Origin of the sequence: Hymenobacter nivis, from assembly GCF_006439025.1 — a bacterium.
In the GTDB taxonomy this organism is placed as follows: Bacteria; Bacteroidota; Bacteroidia; order Cytophagales; family Hymenobacteraceae; genus Hymenobacter; species Hymenobacter nivis_A.
The window spans coordinates 246,797-260,231 of record NZ_RCYZ01000002.1 but is presented as its reverse complement, the minus strand read 5'-3'; the positions used below and the strand labels follow the sequence as shown (position 1 = coordinate 260,231).

The following is a 13,435-nucleotide window of genomic DNA, read 5'->3' as shown; positions in this document are numbered from 1 at the left end:
GCGTGGACTCTACGAGTCCAGGTTGCAGCCACTAAGCCGTAATCTCGGCAAATAGGTCGCCGTTGTTGCCGCGCAAGTGGCTGGGCAGCAGGCGGCCCAGGTGCTGGTAGGCGGCTTCGGTGGCCTCGCGGCCGCGCGAGGTGCGCTTGATGTAACCCTCCTGGATGAGGAAGGGCTCGTACACTTCCTCGATGGTTTCGCCTTCTTCACCACACGCAGTGGCGATGGTGGTGATGCCCACGGGGCCCCCTTTGAACTTGTCGATGATGGTGGTAAGGATGCGCTTGTCCATGTCGTCGAGGCCGCGGGCATCTACGTCCAGGGCGTTCAGGGCAAACTGCGCAATTTCCACCGTGATGGTGCCGTCGCCCTTGATTTGAGCAAAGTCGCGGGTGCGGCGCAGCAGGTTGTTGGCAATGCGCGGGGTGCCGCGCGAGCGGCGGGCAATTTCGAAGGCCGCGTCTTCATGGATGGGCGTGCCCAGGATTTCGGCCGAGCGCAGCACAATGGTAGTCAGCAGCTTAGAGTCGTAGTACTCCAGCCGGGCCGAAATGCCGAAACGGGCCCGCAGTGGGGCCGTGAGCATGCCCGAGCGCGTGGTGGCCCCCACGAGGGTGAAGGGCGAGAGCGAAATCTGGACCGAGCGGGCGTTGGGGCCTGAATCGAGCATGATGTCGATGCGGTAATCCTCCATCGCCGAGTACAGGTACTCTTCCACCACGGGGTTGAGGCGGTGGATTTCGTCGATGAACAGCACGTCGTGCGGCTCCAGGTTGGTGAGCAGGCCGGCCAGGTCCGAAGGCTTGTCGAGCACGGGGCCCGAGGTCATCTTGATGCTGCTGCCCAGCTCGTTGGCGATGATGTGAGAGAGCGTGGTTTTACCCAGGCCGGGGGGCCCGTGCAACAATACGTGGTCGAGGGCGTCGCCGCGCTGCTTGGCGGCGGCCACGAACACCTTCAGGTTTTCCAGGATTTTGGCCTGGCCCGTGAAGTCGTCGAACGACAGCGGCCGCAGGGCCTTGTCGATGTCCTTGTCAGTGGCGTCGAACTGTTCGGTGCCGCCGGTGAGATAGGCTTCGCGCATGGGATAAGTATCGGTTGGTGGTGGTCAGGTGGCAGCCGTGGGGGCCCTATTCCTCAACCCCAACCGCCGGGAAAAAGCTCCCATTATTTTAGCAAAGCTGCGCCGCCGCCGGGGCCCTTGCTAACGGTTCATTAGTACCTCAATGTCGAGGTGCAGCCAATCGTCTTCCCAGGCTTTGTGGTTGAGGCGAGCTTCAATGGCAAAGCCGGCGTCGAGCAGGCGGGCTACGGTTTCGTTCTGGGTTTCGGGCAAGTAGCCGAGCCACACGTTGGCGGGGTGGGTGGTGGGGTGGGTGTGCACCTGCACGGCCCAGTCGTCGTAGTGGCTGTCGGGCTCGCGGGTGAGCAACAGGGCCTGCCCGACTTGCAGCGAAGGTTCTACTTCGTCAATTTCGGGGCGGCGGTGCGAGGTGCCCGCAACGAGGCACTCCAGTAGCACGAGGGGTTCGGTAGCCTGCTTCATGGGGGCAAATTACGGGGCCGATGGCGAATGGCAGGACATTTCGTGCTAATTAGTTCAAACAAGCACTTTACAGCCAGGCGTTTTCTAAAACTGAGGTACGTTGCAGAAGCATTCACCCTTTTCCTTTCTTAACTTGTGAAAAACGTATTTCTCTCCGGAGCATTGGCCCTGGCCGTAGTTGGCTCGTGGGCATTTTACCCGAAGGCGGCCGAGCCGACGGGTTCTATGATGGTTATTAGCAACGTGTCACTTGGCTTTGATGCGCAGGCAGCCATCATCACCATCGACCCCGATGGCAAGCAACAGGAAAAAGCTGTGGATTTCAGCCGGGGCAGCGCCAAGAAACTGGCAGCCAATCTAACCGAAGTACATAAAGCGACTTTAGCCACCGTGAACGAGTACACCAAAGCTGGCTGGCACGTTGTAAGCGTGACGCCCAGTGGGTTTGCCAACCAAGGCAATACAATTTTCGCTCAAAACGTGTATTTATTGGAGAAATAAGGGGCTTCTGTTCCCATTTCACTTCAACCAAAAACGGCCGCCCATTCATTAGGACGGCCGTTTTTTATGCACAAACTAAAGCAGGTGATACAAATCTTGTCTTACTTAAACGCTTGGATGCCGGTGATATCCGCCCCAGTGATGAGCAGGTGGATGTCGTGGGTGCCCTCGTAGGTCACCACCGATTCGAGGTTCATCATGTGGCGCATGATGGGGTACTCGCCGGTGATGCCCATGCCGCCGTGGATTTGGCGGGCCTCGCGGGCTACGTGCAGGGCCATGTCCACGCTATTGCGCTTGGCCATGCTGATTTGGGCGCTGGTGGCCTTGCCTTCGTTTTTGAGCACGCCCAGGCGCCAGGCCAGGAGCTGGGCCTTGGTAATTTCGGTGATCATCTCAGCCAGCTTTTTCTGCTGGAGCTGGAAGCTGGCGATGGGCTTGCCGAACTGCTCGCGCTGGAGGCTGTACTTCAGGGCCGACTCGTAGCAGTCGATGGCCGCGCCGATGGCGCCCCAGGCAATGCCGAAACGGGCCGAGTCGAGGCAGCTGAGGGGGCCCCGGAGGCCTTCGATATTGGGGAGGATGTTCTCCTTGGGAATCTTCACGTTGTCGAACACCAGCTCACCGGTGACGCTGGCGCGCAGGCTCCACTTGTTGTGGATTTCGGGGGTAGTGAAGCCTTCCATGCCGCGCTCCACGATGACGCCCTTGATGCGGCCCTGCTCGTTTTTGGCCCACACCACGGCCACCTGGCACTCGGGCGAGTTGGAAATCCAGAGCTTGGCGCCGTTGAGTACGTAGTGGTCGCCGGCGTCCTTAATGTTGGTGGTCATGCCGCCGGGGTTCGAGCCGTGGTCGGGCTCCGTCAGGCCGAAGCAGCCCAGCCACTCGCCGCTGGCCAGCTTGGGCAAATACTTCTGGCGCTGCTCCTCGGAGCCGTACTGGTAGATGGGGAACATCACCAGGGAGCCCTGCACCGAGGCCGTGGAGCGCATGCCGGAGTCGCCGCGCTCGATTTCCTGCATGATGAGGCCGTAGCTGATATAGTCCATGCCGCCGCCGCCGTACTCGGTGGGAATGGTGGGCCCGAAGGCCCCCACGTCGCCAAACTTGCGCACGATTTCGGACGGGAAATGCGCGTCCTGCGCCCACTTTTCGATGCTGGGCGAAATCTCCTTTTTCACGAAGTCGCGGATGCTCTGGCGCACGAGAATGTGCTCCTCGGTGAGCAGGCCGTCGAGGTCGAAGTAGTCGGTGAAGCCGTTGGCGTTGGTGCTGCCGCCCTGGGCGGTGTGGGCTTTGGCTTCGGGCGATAAAACGTCGGCGATGGAGGACATGGCAAAGGCGGGAATGGGTTTAGGCAAAGGTAACAGGGCCGGCCGGGGCGCGGTTCAGGCCGGGGGGCCGCGGGGACCCCGGCCGCATTTATACCATTGGCACCTCAATTGAGCTGCACGCTTTTTCACTCACATTCATTTCATTACGCGCGCTACCTGAAAGCATGGCATCTCCGCAAACTACTTTTTGCGCCTTCACGCCCGGCCCTGATGGGGGTGCGGGCTAGCCTCTACAACAACGTGCAGAAAAATCCCGGCTACCTGGTCGTGTTCCTGCAATACTTCATCCCGGCGGCGCTTATCGTGTACACCATGCTCGAGCGCATTGCCCTGCTCACCTTCGTGCTGGCGGGGGTTTTATGAGCGGTTCCGGCGGCTGGCCATTCGCAGCCAAATCAGCATCCGGCACCTGGTGCGCGAGCTCAACGAGCAGGAATTCGTGTACTTCACCAAGGGTGACAACGTGGCCAACCTCAACAAGGTGATGACTTACGTGGAGGAAAACGAGCTTACCAACCACCTCAAAATCGTGCTGCTGCTGCGCGAGGGCCAGCAGGTGCCCGCGGGCTTGCTCACCGACCTGGGCGTGCTCGACCGTGCCTACCCTAACATCCACCTCGACTTCGTGGCGCGCCCCGGCCGCTTCGGCCCCGACCTCAGCACGGAGCTGTCGGAGGAGTGGGGCATCCCCAAAAACTTCATGTTCATCGGCTCGCCCGGCGACAAGTTCCGGTACCAGGTTTCGGAGCTGGGCGGCGTGCGGCTGATTGTTTGAGGCCCCCGCGGGGGCCCAACCTCAGGCCACGCCCACCGTCAGCGGCAGCTCGTCGCCGGGGGCGCAGGCGCGGCCGGGCGGCGCGGGCACGTCGGCCTCGGCCCCGCCGGGCAGCTGCACCCGCAGGCCGCCGCCGGGCAGCACCGCCACCACCCGGCCCAGCAGGGGCCCCGGGGCGGCGGGCGGCGGGGGCCCCTGCTGGCGCACCTGGCCCAGCTCCAGTTCCACCACGCGGGTGGCGAGGCGGGCAATTTCGGCCGGGTCGTGGCTGATGAGGATGGTGGTGAGGCCGAACTGCTGGTGCACATCGGCCAGCACCTGCTGGAGGCGCAGGCGAGTGGGCAGGTCGAGGGCGGCCAGGGGCTCGTCGAGCAGCAGCAGGCGCGGGCGGCGGGCCAGGGCGCGGGCCAGGGCCACGCGCTGCTGCTGCCCGCCCGAGAGGGCCCCGGGGCGGCGGCCGGCCAGGGCCCCCAGCTCCAGCAGCTCCAGCAACTCGGCCACCAGGGGCCCCGCACCGGGCGGGCCGGCGGCGGCAAAGGCCAGGTTTTCGCGCACCGTCATGTTGGGAAACAAGGCGTAGTCCTGAAACACGAAGCCCAGCGGGCGCTGCTGCGGCGGCAGCCACTGGCGGGCTTGCTGGTCGTACCAGGGGTGCTCGCCGAAGCGCACAAAGCCGCCGTCGGGGCGGTCGAGGCCGGCGAGCAGGCGCAGCAGCGTGGTTTTGCCCGCGCCCGAGGGGCCGCTGAGGGCCAGCAGCTCGCCGGGGGCCAGGGCCAGGCGCACGTCGAGGGTGCGGGGGCCGGCGGCGGTGTGCAGGGCTTTGAGGAGGTGAAAATCAAGCACGGGCGGGCTCAGAACAGGCGGCGCGTGGCGTCGCGCTTGGTGAGGTAAAACAGGCCCACCAAAATGCCGAACGCCAGCCCCAGCAGCGTGAGGGCGTAGGCGTTGGCCTGGGCGTAGTGCAGGCTCTGCTGCTCGTCGTAAATGGCGATGGAGGCTACCCGGGTGCGGCCCGGCAGGTTGCCGCCAATCATCAGCACCACCCCAAACTCGCCCAGCGTGTGGGCAAAGGTGAGCACGGCCCCGCTGAGCAGCGCCGGCCGCATGTTGGGCAGCAGCACCCGCCACAGCGTGGTGCCGCGCGACTTGCCCAGCGTGTAGGCCGCTTCGCGCAGCGAGCGGGGCACCTGCTGAAACCCCGCCTGCAAGGGCTGCATCATAAAGGGCAGGTTGTACACCACCGACCCCACCAGAATGCCGGCAAAAGTAAAGTTCAGGCTCAGCCCCAGGGTGTTAATCAGGAAGTGCCCCAGCGCCGTATCGTCGCTGAACGCCAGCAGCAGGTAAAACCCAATCACGGTGGGCGGCAGCACCAGCGGCAGGCTCACCACGGCCTCCACCAGCGGCTTGGCGCGGAAGCGGGCGTAGGCCAGCCAGTAGGCCAGCGGCACGCCCAGCAGCAGCAGCAGCGCCGTGGTGCTGGCCGCCAGCACCAGCGTGAGTTGCAGGGTTTGCCAGTAGTCGGGGGGCATTATTGGGTGGGGGGTGCTTGGTTAGTGGTGCTTGGTTAGTAGTGCTTGGTTGGGGGCGGCCCGCCAGGGGCAGGCGGCTGGTTGGGCTGGTGGCCGTTATGCTAACGGGACGTCATGCAGAGCGTAGCGAAGCATCTTTCCCACGGAAGTAACCCAACCGTGCAACGACGCAAAAAAGATGCTTCGTTGCCCTCTGCATGACGGCCTTTTGGCGCGCTTCGTGGCCAGTGGCTAAAAGCTGAACCCGTACTTTTTCAGGGCCTGGCGGGCTACGGGGCTGGCCACGAAAGCGGCGAAGGCGGCGGCCGTGGCGTTGCCTTGGGCCTGCTTCAGCAGCACGTAGCTCTGCTGCAAGGGCTGGTGGGCGGCGGCCGGGATGAGGTAGAAGCGGCCGGCGCGGCGCAGCTCGGGGCTGAGGGCCAGCGAGTAAGCCAGCAGGCCCACGTCGGCGGCACCGGTGGCGGCGTACTGGGCGGCCTGGGCAATATTCTCGCCCAGCACCAGCCGGGGCTGCACCTGGCCGTAGAGCCGGTAGTGGCGCAGCACTTCCTCGGCCTTACGGCCGTAGGGTGCGTGGGCGGGGTTGGCCAGGGCAATGCGCCGCACCTGGGGGTCAAGCAAGGTTTTCATGCCCAGCTTATTGGGGTCGAGCTTCTTGCTCCACAGCACCAAGCGGCCCAGCGCGTAGGGGCGCGGGGCCCCAACCGTGAGGCCGGCCTGCTGCAAGCGCGTGGGGTAGTCGGCGTCGGCCGAAAAAAAGAGGTCGAACGGGGCCCCGTGGCTCAGCTGCTCATAAAACCGGCCCGACGAGCCGTACACCACGCTCACCTTGGCGCCGGGGTGCTGGCGGTGGAAAATCGTCACTAGCGAGTCGAGCACGTACTTCAGGTCGGCGGCCGCCGCGATGGTGAGCGGCGCGGGGCCCGGCGCGGGCGCGGCCCCGGCCGGGGGCCCCAGGGCCAGCAGCAGCAGCGCGAACAGGGCGAAAAAACGATTCATAAGCTTACGCGAAAGGCCACCCGATAACTACCGGGTGGCCCTATGGTTATATCCGCAAAGATACTGCGCCGAGCCGAGCCCCTGGGGGCCCCGCAGCTGGCCCCCAGGGGGCCCTAGCTACCAGCGCAGGTTCACCGAGGCTAGGAAATTGGTGAGGGCCTGCGGGTAGTAGTAGTTGAAGTACTGCGTTTGGCCGCCACTGATGTAGCCGTAGGTGTAGCCGTTGTTCACGTACTTGGCGCCCAGCACGTTGTTAAGCAGGCCAGCCAGCTCAATCTCGCGGAAGCCCAGCTTGCCGGGGTGCCAGAGGTAGCGCACGCGCAGGTCCTGCACGTAGTAGGGAGCGATGCTGCGGCTGTCGGTGCTGGTGTTGTCGAGGTACTGGCGGCCGGCGTAGCGGGCCAGCGTGGCCAGGCGCAGGCCGGGCAGCGGCTCGTACTCGAGGGTGTAGGCGAAGGTGAGGCTGGGCGAAAACGAGATGTTGGTCTGCCGGAAGGCCGTGCCCTGCTCGCCGCCGTTGTCGTAGTCGGCCAGGTAATCGGTGTAGTTGTTGATTTTGTTGCGGCTGAAGGTAGCCGTGGGGCTGAAGGTGAGGCCCCGGGCCAGCAGCGCGGCGGCTTGCAGCTCCAGGCCGGTGCGGTACGAGTCGCGCACGTTGGCGTGGATGGGGTTGCCCACGTCATCGAGCTTTCCACTGAGCACCAACTGGTTGCGGTACAGCATCAGGTAGTAGTTGGCCGACCACTGGATGGGCCCCGTGGTGCGGCGCAGGCCCAGCTCAAAGTTGTTGAGCATTTCGGACGTGGGGCGGCGGTCGGCGGGCGTGTCGGTGTAGTCGGTGCGGGTGGGCTCGCGCTGGGCCAGGGCGTAGGAGGCGTAGGCCGCCAGCCCGTCCTTCACCTGGTAAGTGAGGCCGGCCTTGGGGTTGAGGAAGTTGAACTTGATGGTTTGCTGGCTCTTGCCGCCGTTGGGGCTGCCGTCGGGCGCAAACAGCTCGTAGTTTACGTACCGAAATTGCAAGTCGCCGAAGGCCGACAGCCGCTCGCCGAGCGCCACCGTGGCACGGGCGTAGCTGTTCACGTCGAGCTTGTGGGCGTTGGGCTCCTGGTCGTAGCGGTAGCCGGTTTCGGGGATGTTGTTGCCGCGCTGGGCCCAGGTCAGCTCGTCAAAATGCTGGCCGCGGTAGTTCACCAGGGCCCCACCCAGGGTGAAGGATTGCAGGCGCGACTGCGCGTATTTGGGCTGGAGCTGCAAGGCGTAGGTGGCGCCGTAGAGGTCAGTTTTCAGCCAGCGCCGGCGAATCACGTCGGTGGTCGTGAGGGTATCAAACCCGCCGCCGTTGCGCGGCTGGTACACGGGGCCCCCAATGCCGTACTTGGCGAAATCCTGGTTGGCCTTGTACTCCTCGTAGTAGCCGCCGCCGCGCGTCCAGAAGGGCGTCACGCTCAGGTTGAGGCGGGACGTTAATTGCCGCGACACCAAGAACTGGTAGTAGTCCTGCTGGTAGTTATCGGTCTGGTTTTTATACGCCGGCAAGTGCTGGCCGGCGTCGGTGCCCGACTCATTGTAGCGGCGGTTTTTGGTGAGCAGCGAGTCAGCCAGGCCGAACCAGCTTTGGTACGTGGTTTCGTAGCCGGTGATGATAAGGGCCCGGAGCAGGGTTTTCTCGTCGGAATACGTGCCGGCCAGGTACAGCGACTTCAGCCGCGCCGCGCCGCGGTCCACGTAGCCCTCGCTCTGCACCCGCGAGGCGCGGGCGTCCACCGTAAAGTGGTTGTTGATGAGGCCCGTGCCGGCGGCCACCGTGCTTTTCCAAGTGCCAAACGAGCCGGCCGAGTTGTTAATTTCGGCGTAGGCCTTGGGGCGCAGGCCCAGGGTTTCCACGTTCAGGCTGGCCCCGAAGGCCCCCGCGCCGTTGGTGCTGGGCCCCGCCCCGCGCTGCACCTGAATGCTCTGCACGGACGACGCCAGGTCGGGCAAATCGACGAAAAACACGCCGTGGCTCTCGGCCTCGTTCACCGGCACCCCGTTGAGGGTCACGTTGATGCGCGTGCCGTCGGTGCCGCGGATGCGGAGGCCGGTGTAGCCCACGCCGGTGCCCGCGTCGGAGGTCGTCACCACGCTCGGCGTCTGGTCGAGCAGGTAGGGCAGGTCCTGGCCGAAGTTGCGGGCCTGGAGCTGCTCGCGGCTCACGTTTTGGTAGGCTGTGCCGGTGCGCTCGTTGGCACGGGTGGCCGTGACGACGGCCTCGGGTGTGAGGTTGCGAGCGGTTTGCAGCACCAGCGCGGGCAGCTGCTGGGGCCCCGGCTGGCCTTGCAGCGGCCGGGCCAGCGCCTCGTAGCCCACGTAGCTGGCCCGCAGCGTGTGGGGCCCCGCGGGCACGGCCGGCAGCACAAAGCGGCCAGCGTTGTCGGTGGTAGTGCCCAGGCCGGGCACGTCGGCCAGGGTGATGGTGGCGCCGGGCAGGGGCGCGCCCCGGTCATCGGTGAGGGTGCCGGCCACGGGGCCCTGCGCCCAGGCCGGCGCGGCAACCAGCGCTAGCAGCGCAGCTCCCGCAAAGGGTAGAATTTTCAAAAAAGATGAAAAAATGGGACGCACCCGGGCCCAAGGGGGCGGAGCCAGGGCGGAAACGTCCGCGGATTGTTTATTTCCCTTTCGCCGGCATTACCCGGATCAGGTGCGATGGGTATCATCTCAGCCGGTGTTGCACGCAACGCCAGCACCCCTAAACAGGCCACAAAGGTAGGGCGGGCGGCAACCAGTTGGGGGCCCCGTGGCTTTTTTTCTGCGGCGGCTGGCTTTTCGGTGGAAATCAATTAATTTAGAGCGCCGGGCCGCCGCAACCCCCAGCCCGCGTTGGCTGTTAATAGCCCAGTTGCTTTCCCCCGCCTGCCTGCTATGTACCAGCTTCTCTACGCCGTTGTGCTTTGTGCCGTGCTGCTGTTTGTGCTCGTGGTGCCGCGCCGCCGCGTGGGGCCCCCGCCGCCGCCGCCCGATGGCGACGACGACGGCGGCGAGCCGCACGACCCTGGCCTGCCCGACCTCGACCTGCCCCCCGGCATCTCGCGCCCCATCAACGACTGGGAGCCGGACTACAACCGCCCCCGGGTAGGGGCCTGATTGACCGCATTAATTAGCAAAAGAGCGCGGGCAGCCTTGGAAAATAAGGAGAACCTCTCCCCAATATTTTCCAAGGCTGCCCGCGCTCTTTTGCTAATTTTGATTAAAACACCTCGCCCACGTTGAACGAGAGGCTGCTGGAGCCCTGGATGCCGCGGGCGTAGTCGATACCCAAGTTGGTGTTTGACACCTTATTAAGGTTGATGCGCAGGCCTGCGCCCACGGCCGGGGCTACTTTGTCGTAGCGCTTGGCGATGGGCTCGGCGAGCCGCTGGGCGTCTTCCGACACGGCTTGGGCGTTAGCGAACACCACGCCGCCCAGCAAGCGGTTGCGGGTGAGGCCGAAGCGGTATTCGCTTTCGAGATAAAGCAGGTTTTTACCCCGGAACCGGCCCTGGATGTAGCCCCGGCCCAGGTTGCTGGCGGCGTCCCAGCCGGTGCTGGGCAGGTCCAGGAACGGTGGGTTGCCCTTCAATGTCAATGCGTTGTACGACCAGAAGGCCAGCACGTTGGCCGAGCGGCGGCTGGGGTGCAGGTAAGCGCGGCCTTCGAGCAGCAGGCTTTCGTAGTTGGTGGTGCTGCCCAGGGCCTGGCGGTTGGGCCGGTACACGGCGCTGAGGTAGGCCCCACCGGCTGGGTTGATGGCGTTGGCGCGGCTGTCGTAGAGCAAAATGAGCGCGGGGCCCACCGACAGCGAGCGGCCGCGCACCCCGTCGCGGTAGTGCGAGATGGTGCTGACCTGGCGCGCCCCGTTGCGGCTCACAATGTTCCAGTGGTCGTCGAGCTGCAGGCCCAGCCCGGCGTAGAAGTTGGGCCCCAGGCGGCGCAACGCGCTCTGGTAGGCGCGCAGGTAGTCGTAGTCCATCGTCGTCACCTGCTCGGTGGTGCTGGTGTGCATGCCCAGGCCGTAGGTGCTCTGGGGGTAGTGCATGAGGCGGTAGTCGCTGGCAAAGTTCCAGCGGTTGCCGGCCGCCCACACCGACGCCGCCACCGTGCCGATGGCCTGCGCCCGCGCCGTGTAAATGAGGGCCCCCAGCACCGTCGACATGTTGGCCCCCGGCCGGCGGAAGGCCACACTGGCCGCCACTTCGGCCAGCGCGCCGGTTTGCTGCGAGTAGCCCACGGCCGGCAGCAGCGCCAGAAACTTGTGGCCCCGCGCCAGGGCCAGCGAGTCGTGCGGGGCCAGGCGCAAGCGGGGCACCGCCGCATTTAGGGCGTCCACCACGTCGGCCGCTGCGGGCCGCGGGCGGGGCGCGGGCGCGGGGCGCAAGCTGTCGGCCGGCACCCTGGGCGGCCCCGGAGCCCCGGCCGCGCGCAGCGCCCCGGCCAGCAACAAGCAAAACCACGCACGGAACGGCACTACGGCAGCTAAAAGGGACGAGCGGATAAGAGTTTTTCTTCAGACTACGCTGGGGGCCCCAGGCTTAACGCTGACGTGCCCCGTCCCGGCGGCTCAGCCGATTTCGATTTCGTAGGTGGCCGCAAAGGCCTGGCCGGGAGCCAGCGCCAGGATGCCTTCCTTGTCGCGCAGCTCCTGCGGGGGCCCCACGGGGCTGGCCACGCCGTGCCAGGGCTCGATGCACACGAACGCCGCCCCGGGGCCCTTCGTCCAGAGGCCGAGGTAGGGGAAACCATCGAAGCGCAGGCGCACGAAGTGGGGCGCGCCGTGGGCCCGCAGCGCCACGCGGGTGAAGTCGTAGTTGGCAAACACCAGCGCATCGTCGGCAAACAGCTCGTAGGTGAGCGGCAGTGTGGCCTCCTGGTGCAGCACGGGGGCGGTTTCGCCGCTGCGCAGGCCGCCGCGCAGCAGCTGCTTGCTGAGCGTCACGGGGTGGTCGAACTCGAAGTAATAATCCTCAAACTGCTCGCCCGGCAGCAGCGGGCACCGAAACGCCGGGTGGGCCCCGATGCTGAACAGCAGCTCGTTGCCGGGGGCCCCGGCGGGGTTGCGCACGTCCCAGCGCACGGCCAGGGTGGTACCGCGCAGGGTGTAGGTGATGGTCAGCTCGAAGGCAAACGGGTAGTTGGCGCGGGTCTCGGCCGAGTCGGTGAGGCGGAAGGCCAGTTCGGTTTCGGTGTGGCGCAGCACGGCAAACTCCTGGTCGCGGGCGAAGCCGTGCTGGCCCAGGCGGTAGGCCTGGCCCTCGTGCAGGTACGTATCGTCGGGCAGGCGGCCCACAATGGGGAACAGTACCGGCGCGTGGCGGCCCCACACGGCGGGGTCGGCGGCCCACACGTACTCCAGGCCGGTGGCGGTGGCAACAAGGCCGGTGAGCTCGGCCCCGTGGGCGGCGAAGGTGGCCCGGCACTGGGCATTGGCAAGAACAAGGGCGGGCATGGCGCGAACAGGGGCGAAAGCGGTAAGATCAGGGCCCCTAAGCTACGGCTGGGCGCGCAGCAGCCCATCTACCAGCTGCTGGGCGGCGGCCAGGCGCTGCGCCGGGGGCCCCCAGATTTCGGCAAATGCATCGGGGCCCGCCAGCAGCTCGTCGCGGTAGCGGTCGTAAAAATGCTGGCGCAGCTGCGGGTGCTCGCGCAGCGGGTCGGGCTCCCAGGGCACGTCCACGCCCAGCAGCAGCACCAAGTCGTAGCGCGGCTGGGCCACGGCGGCAGCAATCCAGGCGGGGCAGTGGCCGAAGGCGTGCTCGGCCCATACCTTGATTACCAATAGGTTGGTGTCGCACACCAACAAGGGCCCGCCGGTGGCCGTAGCGGCAGCTTCAGCGGCGGCCTCGGCGGCCAGCTGGCCGTGGGCAATGGCTTCAAGGTCGGCCAGGGCGTAGGGCGGGCGGCGGCCGGTGAGGTAGGTGCGGGCGTACTCGGGCACCCAGGGGGCCCCGTAGTGGGCGGCCAGCTGCTGGCTCAGCGTCGATTTTCCCGTCGATTCCGGGCCGGTGAGGGCAAGGCGAAGCATAGCCAATGTTACGTTTTAAGGCGCAAAGGGACCCAGTGCGGGGCCCTTGCCCCGGCAAAGGTGCGGGCCGGGGCCCCACTGCCGCCGCGCCGTGCCACCGGCGGCATCCAATAAGTACTGATTAAAATCACTTTTGTCCCAAATTGGGACTTTTGCCGGGCCGGGCCTTAGCGGCGGTCTTACCTTTGCCCTCTATCCGCTTAATTATTTTATGCAAATAGCCGCTATCAGTCCGGTCCAACTCGCCAGCCGCCTCGCCGCTGGCGACCCGCTCCACCTACTTGATGTGCGCGACCCCATCGAGTTCGACTACTGCCACCTGCCCGGTAGCGTGCTGCTGCCCCTCGACGAGCTGCCTCAGCGCACCGAGGAAATACCCGCCAGAGGCGAAGTAGTGTTAGTGTGCCACCACGGCGTGCGCTCGGCCCAGGCCCTGAGCTACTTGCAAATGCGCCACGGCCGCACCAACCTCTTGAACCTGCGCGGCGGCATCGACGCCTGGAGCCTCGAAGTAGATCCCTCCGTGCCCCGGTATTAGGTTGGGCAATGGGCAGTGAGCCGTTGGTGTTTAGGAAGTTAGCACTGGACTTGCGCAAACAGGCCGATGACTAGCCCCGGAGGGGCGGCCCATCGGTAGCAAAATGTTGATTAATAACGCCGAAGCCCCAGCGGGGCGGCCCAATCGCCTGCCACGGTGTTGGGCCGCCCCGC

15 protein-coding genes and 1 riboswitch are annotated in these 13,435 nt (G+C 65.7%); of the genes, 5 read left to right on the top strand and 10 right to left on the bottom strand.

The features are described from left to right. Positions 1-31: 31 nt before the first annotated feature. Positions 32-1,084, bottom strand: a complete 1,053-nt coding sequence (ruvB, locus tag EAH73_RS05610) for a Holliday junction branch migration DNA helicase RuvB (RefSeq protein WP_140465511.1) — start codon at positions 1,082-1,084, stop codon at positions 32-34. Between the two features lie 120 nt (positions 1,085-1,204). Then, positions 1,205-1,546 (bottom strand): HIRAN domain-containing protein, encoded by a 342-nt coding sequence (locus EAH73_RS05605; protein ID WP_140465510.1) that lies wholly within the window; start codon positions 1,544-1,546, stop codon positions 1,205-1,207. Between the two features lie 135 nt (positions 1,547-1,681). Here EAH73_RS05605 and EAH73_RS05600 point away from each other — a divergent pair, with 135 nt between their 5' ends. After that, entirely contained in the window at positions 1,682-2,047 is a 366-nt protein-coding gene (locus EAH73_RS05600) for a hypothetical protein (protein WP_140465509.1), read from the top strand. A gap of 101 nt (positions 2,048-2,148) precedes the next feature. Here EAH73_RS05600 and EAH73_RS05595 read toward each other — a convergent pair whose 3' ends face one another. Beyond that, the gene (locus EAH73_RS05595; protein WP_240047154.1) at positions 2,149-3,384 is read right to left on the bottom strand and encodes an acyl-CoA dehydrogenase family protein; all 1,236 of its coding nucleotides are present in this window, start codon (positions 3,382-3,384) and stop codon (positions 2,149-2,151) included. Positions 3,385-3,594: 210 nt separating this feature from the next. On the opposite strand from EAH73_RS05595, the gene EAH73_RS22995 reads away from it, so the two are divergent. Both EAH73_RS22995 and EAH73_RS05590 read left to right on the top strand, forming a co-directional pair. Next, the gene (locus tag EAH73_RS22995) at positions 3,595-3,747 is read left to right on the top strand and encodes a hypothetical protein (protein WP_161599455.1); all 153 of its coding nucleotides are present in this window, start codon (positions 3,595-3,597) and stop codon (positions 3,745-3,747) included. Next, the gene (locus EAH73_RS05590; protein ID WP_140465508.1) at positions 3,710-4,159 is read left to right on the top strand and encodes a hypothetical protein; all 450 of its coding nucleotides are present in this window, start codon (positions 3,710-3,712) and stop codon (positions 4,157-4,159) included. Before EAH73_RS22995 ends, EAH73_RS05590 begins: the two co-directional genes overlap by 38 nt. Before the next feature lie 21 nt (positions 4,160-4,180). Here the strand turns inward: EAH73_RS05590 and EAH73_RS05585 are convergent, their stop codons facing one another. From EAH73_RS05585 to EAH73_RS05570, 4 genes are all read right to left on the bottom strand, one after another. Further along, complete coding sequence (locus tag EAH73_RS05585) at positions 4,181-5,002, bottom strand: ATP-binding cassette domain-containing protein (RefSeq protein WP_140465507.1); 822 nt, start codon at positions 5,000-5,002, stop codon at positions 4,181-4,183. A gap of 8 nt (positions 5,003-5,010) precedes the next feature. Further along, on the bottom strand, positions 5,011-5,691 hold the full coding sequence (gene modB / locus EAH73_RS05580; protein ID WP_140465506.1) for a molybdate ABC transporter permease subunit: 681 nt from the start codon (positions 5,689-5,691) through the stop codon (positions 5,011-5,013). Between the two features lie 231 nt (positions 5,692-5,922). After that, positions 5,923-6,690, bottom strand: coding sequence for a molybdate ABC transporter substrate-binding protein (gene modA / locus EAH73_RS05575; protein ID WP_140465505.1), 768 nt, complete (start codon positions 6,688-6,690; stop codon positions 5,923-5,925). 117 nt (positions 6,691-6,807) lie between these two features. After that, positions 6,808-9,264, bottom strand: a complete 2,457-nt coding sequence (locus EAH73_RS05570) for a TonB-dependent receptor (RefSeq protein WP_140465504.1) — start codon at positions 9,262-9,264, stop codon at positions 6,808-6,810. Positions 9,265-9,322: 58 nt separating this feature from the next. Next, positions 9,323-9,427: riboswitch (TPP riboswitch) on the bottom strand. Between the two features lie 161 nt (positions 9,428-9,588). Between EAH73_RS05570 and EAH73_RS05565 the strand changes: the two genes are divergently transcribed. Continuing rightward, the gene (locus EAH73_RS05565; protein WP_068236053.1) at positions 9,589-9,810 is read left to right on the top strand and encodes a hypothetical protein; all 222 of its coding nucleotides are present in this window, start codon (positions 9,589-9,591) and stop codon (positions 9,808-9,810) included. Between the two features lie 103 nt (positions 9,811-9,913). On the opposite strand, the gene EAH73_RS05560 is transcribed toward EAH73_RS05565, so the two are convergent. From EAH73_RS05560 to EAH73_RS05550, 3 genes are all read right to left on the bottom strand, one after another. After that, positions 9,914-11,170 (bottom strand): hypothetical protein, encoded by a 1,257-nt coding sequence (locus EAH73_RS05560; RefSeq protein WP_140465503.1) that lies wholly within the window; start codon positions 11,168-11,170, stop codon positions 9,914-9,916. A 93-nt stretch (positions 11,171-11,263) separates the two neighbouring features. Beyond that, a complete protein-coding gene (locus EAH73_RS05555; RefSeq protein WP_140465502.1) occupies positions 11,264-12,148 on the bottom strand; it encodes an aldose 1-epimerase family protein in 885 nt (294 codons plus the stop codon). Positions 12,149-12,190: 42 nt separating this feature from the next. Continuing rightward, entirely contained in the window at positions 12,191-12,724 is a 534-nt protein-coding gene (locus EAH73_RS05550) for an AAA family ATPase (protein ID WP_140465501.1), read from the bottom strand. Positions 12,725-12,935: 211 nt separating this feature from the next. On the opposite strand from EAH73_RS05550, the gene EAH73_RS05545 reads away from it, so the two are divergent. Continuing rightward, positions 12,936-13,262 (top strand): rhodanese-like domain-containing protein, encoded by a 327-nt coding sequence (locus EAH73_RS05545; RefSeq protein WP_140465500.1) that lies wholly within the window; start codon positions 12,936-12,938, stop codon positions 13,260-13,262. The last annotated feature ends 173 nt before the right edge of the window (positions 13,263-13,435 follow it).

What these genes read in the sequence shown, in the direction of transcription:
- ruvB (WP_140465511.1), bottom strand. Translation starts at nt 1,084, where the DNA reads ATGCGCGAAGCCTATCTCACCGGCGGCACCGAACAGTTCGACGCCACT.
- EAH73_RS05605 (WP_140465510.1), bottom strand. Translation starts at nt 1,546, where the DNA reads ATGAAGCAGGCTACCGAACCCCTCGTGCTACTGGAGTGCCTCGTTGCG.
- EAH73_RS05595 (WP_240047154.1), bottom strand. Translation starts at nt 3,384, where the DNA reads ATGTCCTCCATCGCCGACGTTTTATCGCCCGAAGCCAAAGCCCACACC.
- EAH73_RS22995 (WP_161599455.1), top strand. Translation starts at nt 3,595, where the DNA reads ATGGGGGTGCGGGCTAGCCTCTACAACAACGTGCAGAAAAATCCCGGC.
- modB (WP_140465506.1), bottom strand. Translation starts at nt 5,691, where the DNA reads ATGCCCCCCGACTACTGGCAAACCCTGCAACTCACGCTGGTGCTGGCG.
- modA (WP_140465505.1), bottom strand. Translation starts at nt 6,690, where the DNA reads ATGAATCGTTTTTTCGCCCTGTTCGCGCTGCTGCTGCTGGCCCTGGGG.
- EAH73_RS05565 (WP_068236053.1), top strand. Translation starts at nt 9,589, where the DNA reads ATGTACCAGCTTCTCTACGCCGTTGTGCTTTGTGCCGTGCTGCTGTTT.
- EAH73_RS05555 (WP_140465502.1), bottom strand. Translation starts at nt 12,148, where the DNA reads ATGCCCGCCCTTGTTCTTGCCAATGCCCAGTGCCGGGCCACCTTCGCC.
- EAH73_RS05550 (WP_140465501.1), bottom strand. Translation starts at nt 12,724, where the DNA reads ATGCTTCGCCTTGCCCTCACCGGCCCGGAATCGACGGGAAAATCGACG.
- EAH73_RS05545 (WP_140465500.1), top strand. Translation starts at nt 12,936, where the DNA reads ATGCAAATAGCCGCTATCAGTCCGGTCCAACTCGCCAGCCGCCTCGCC.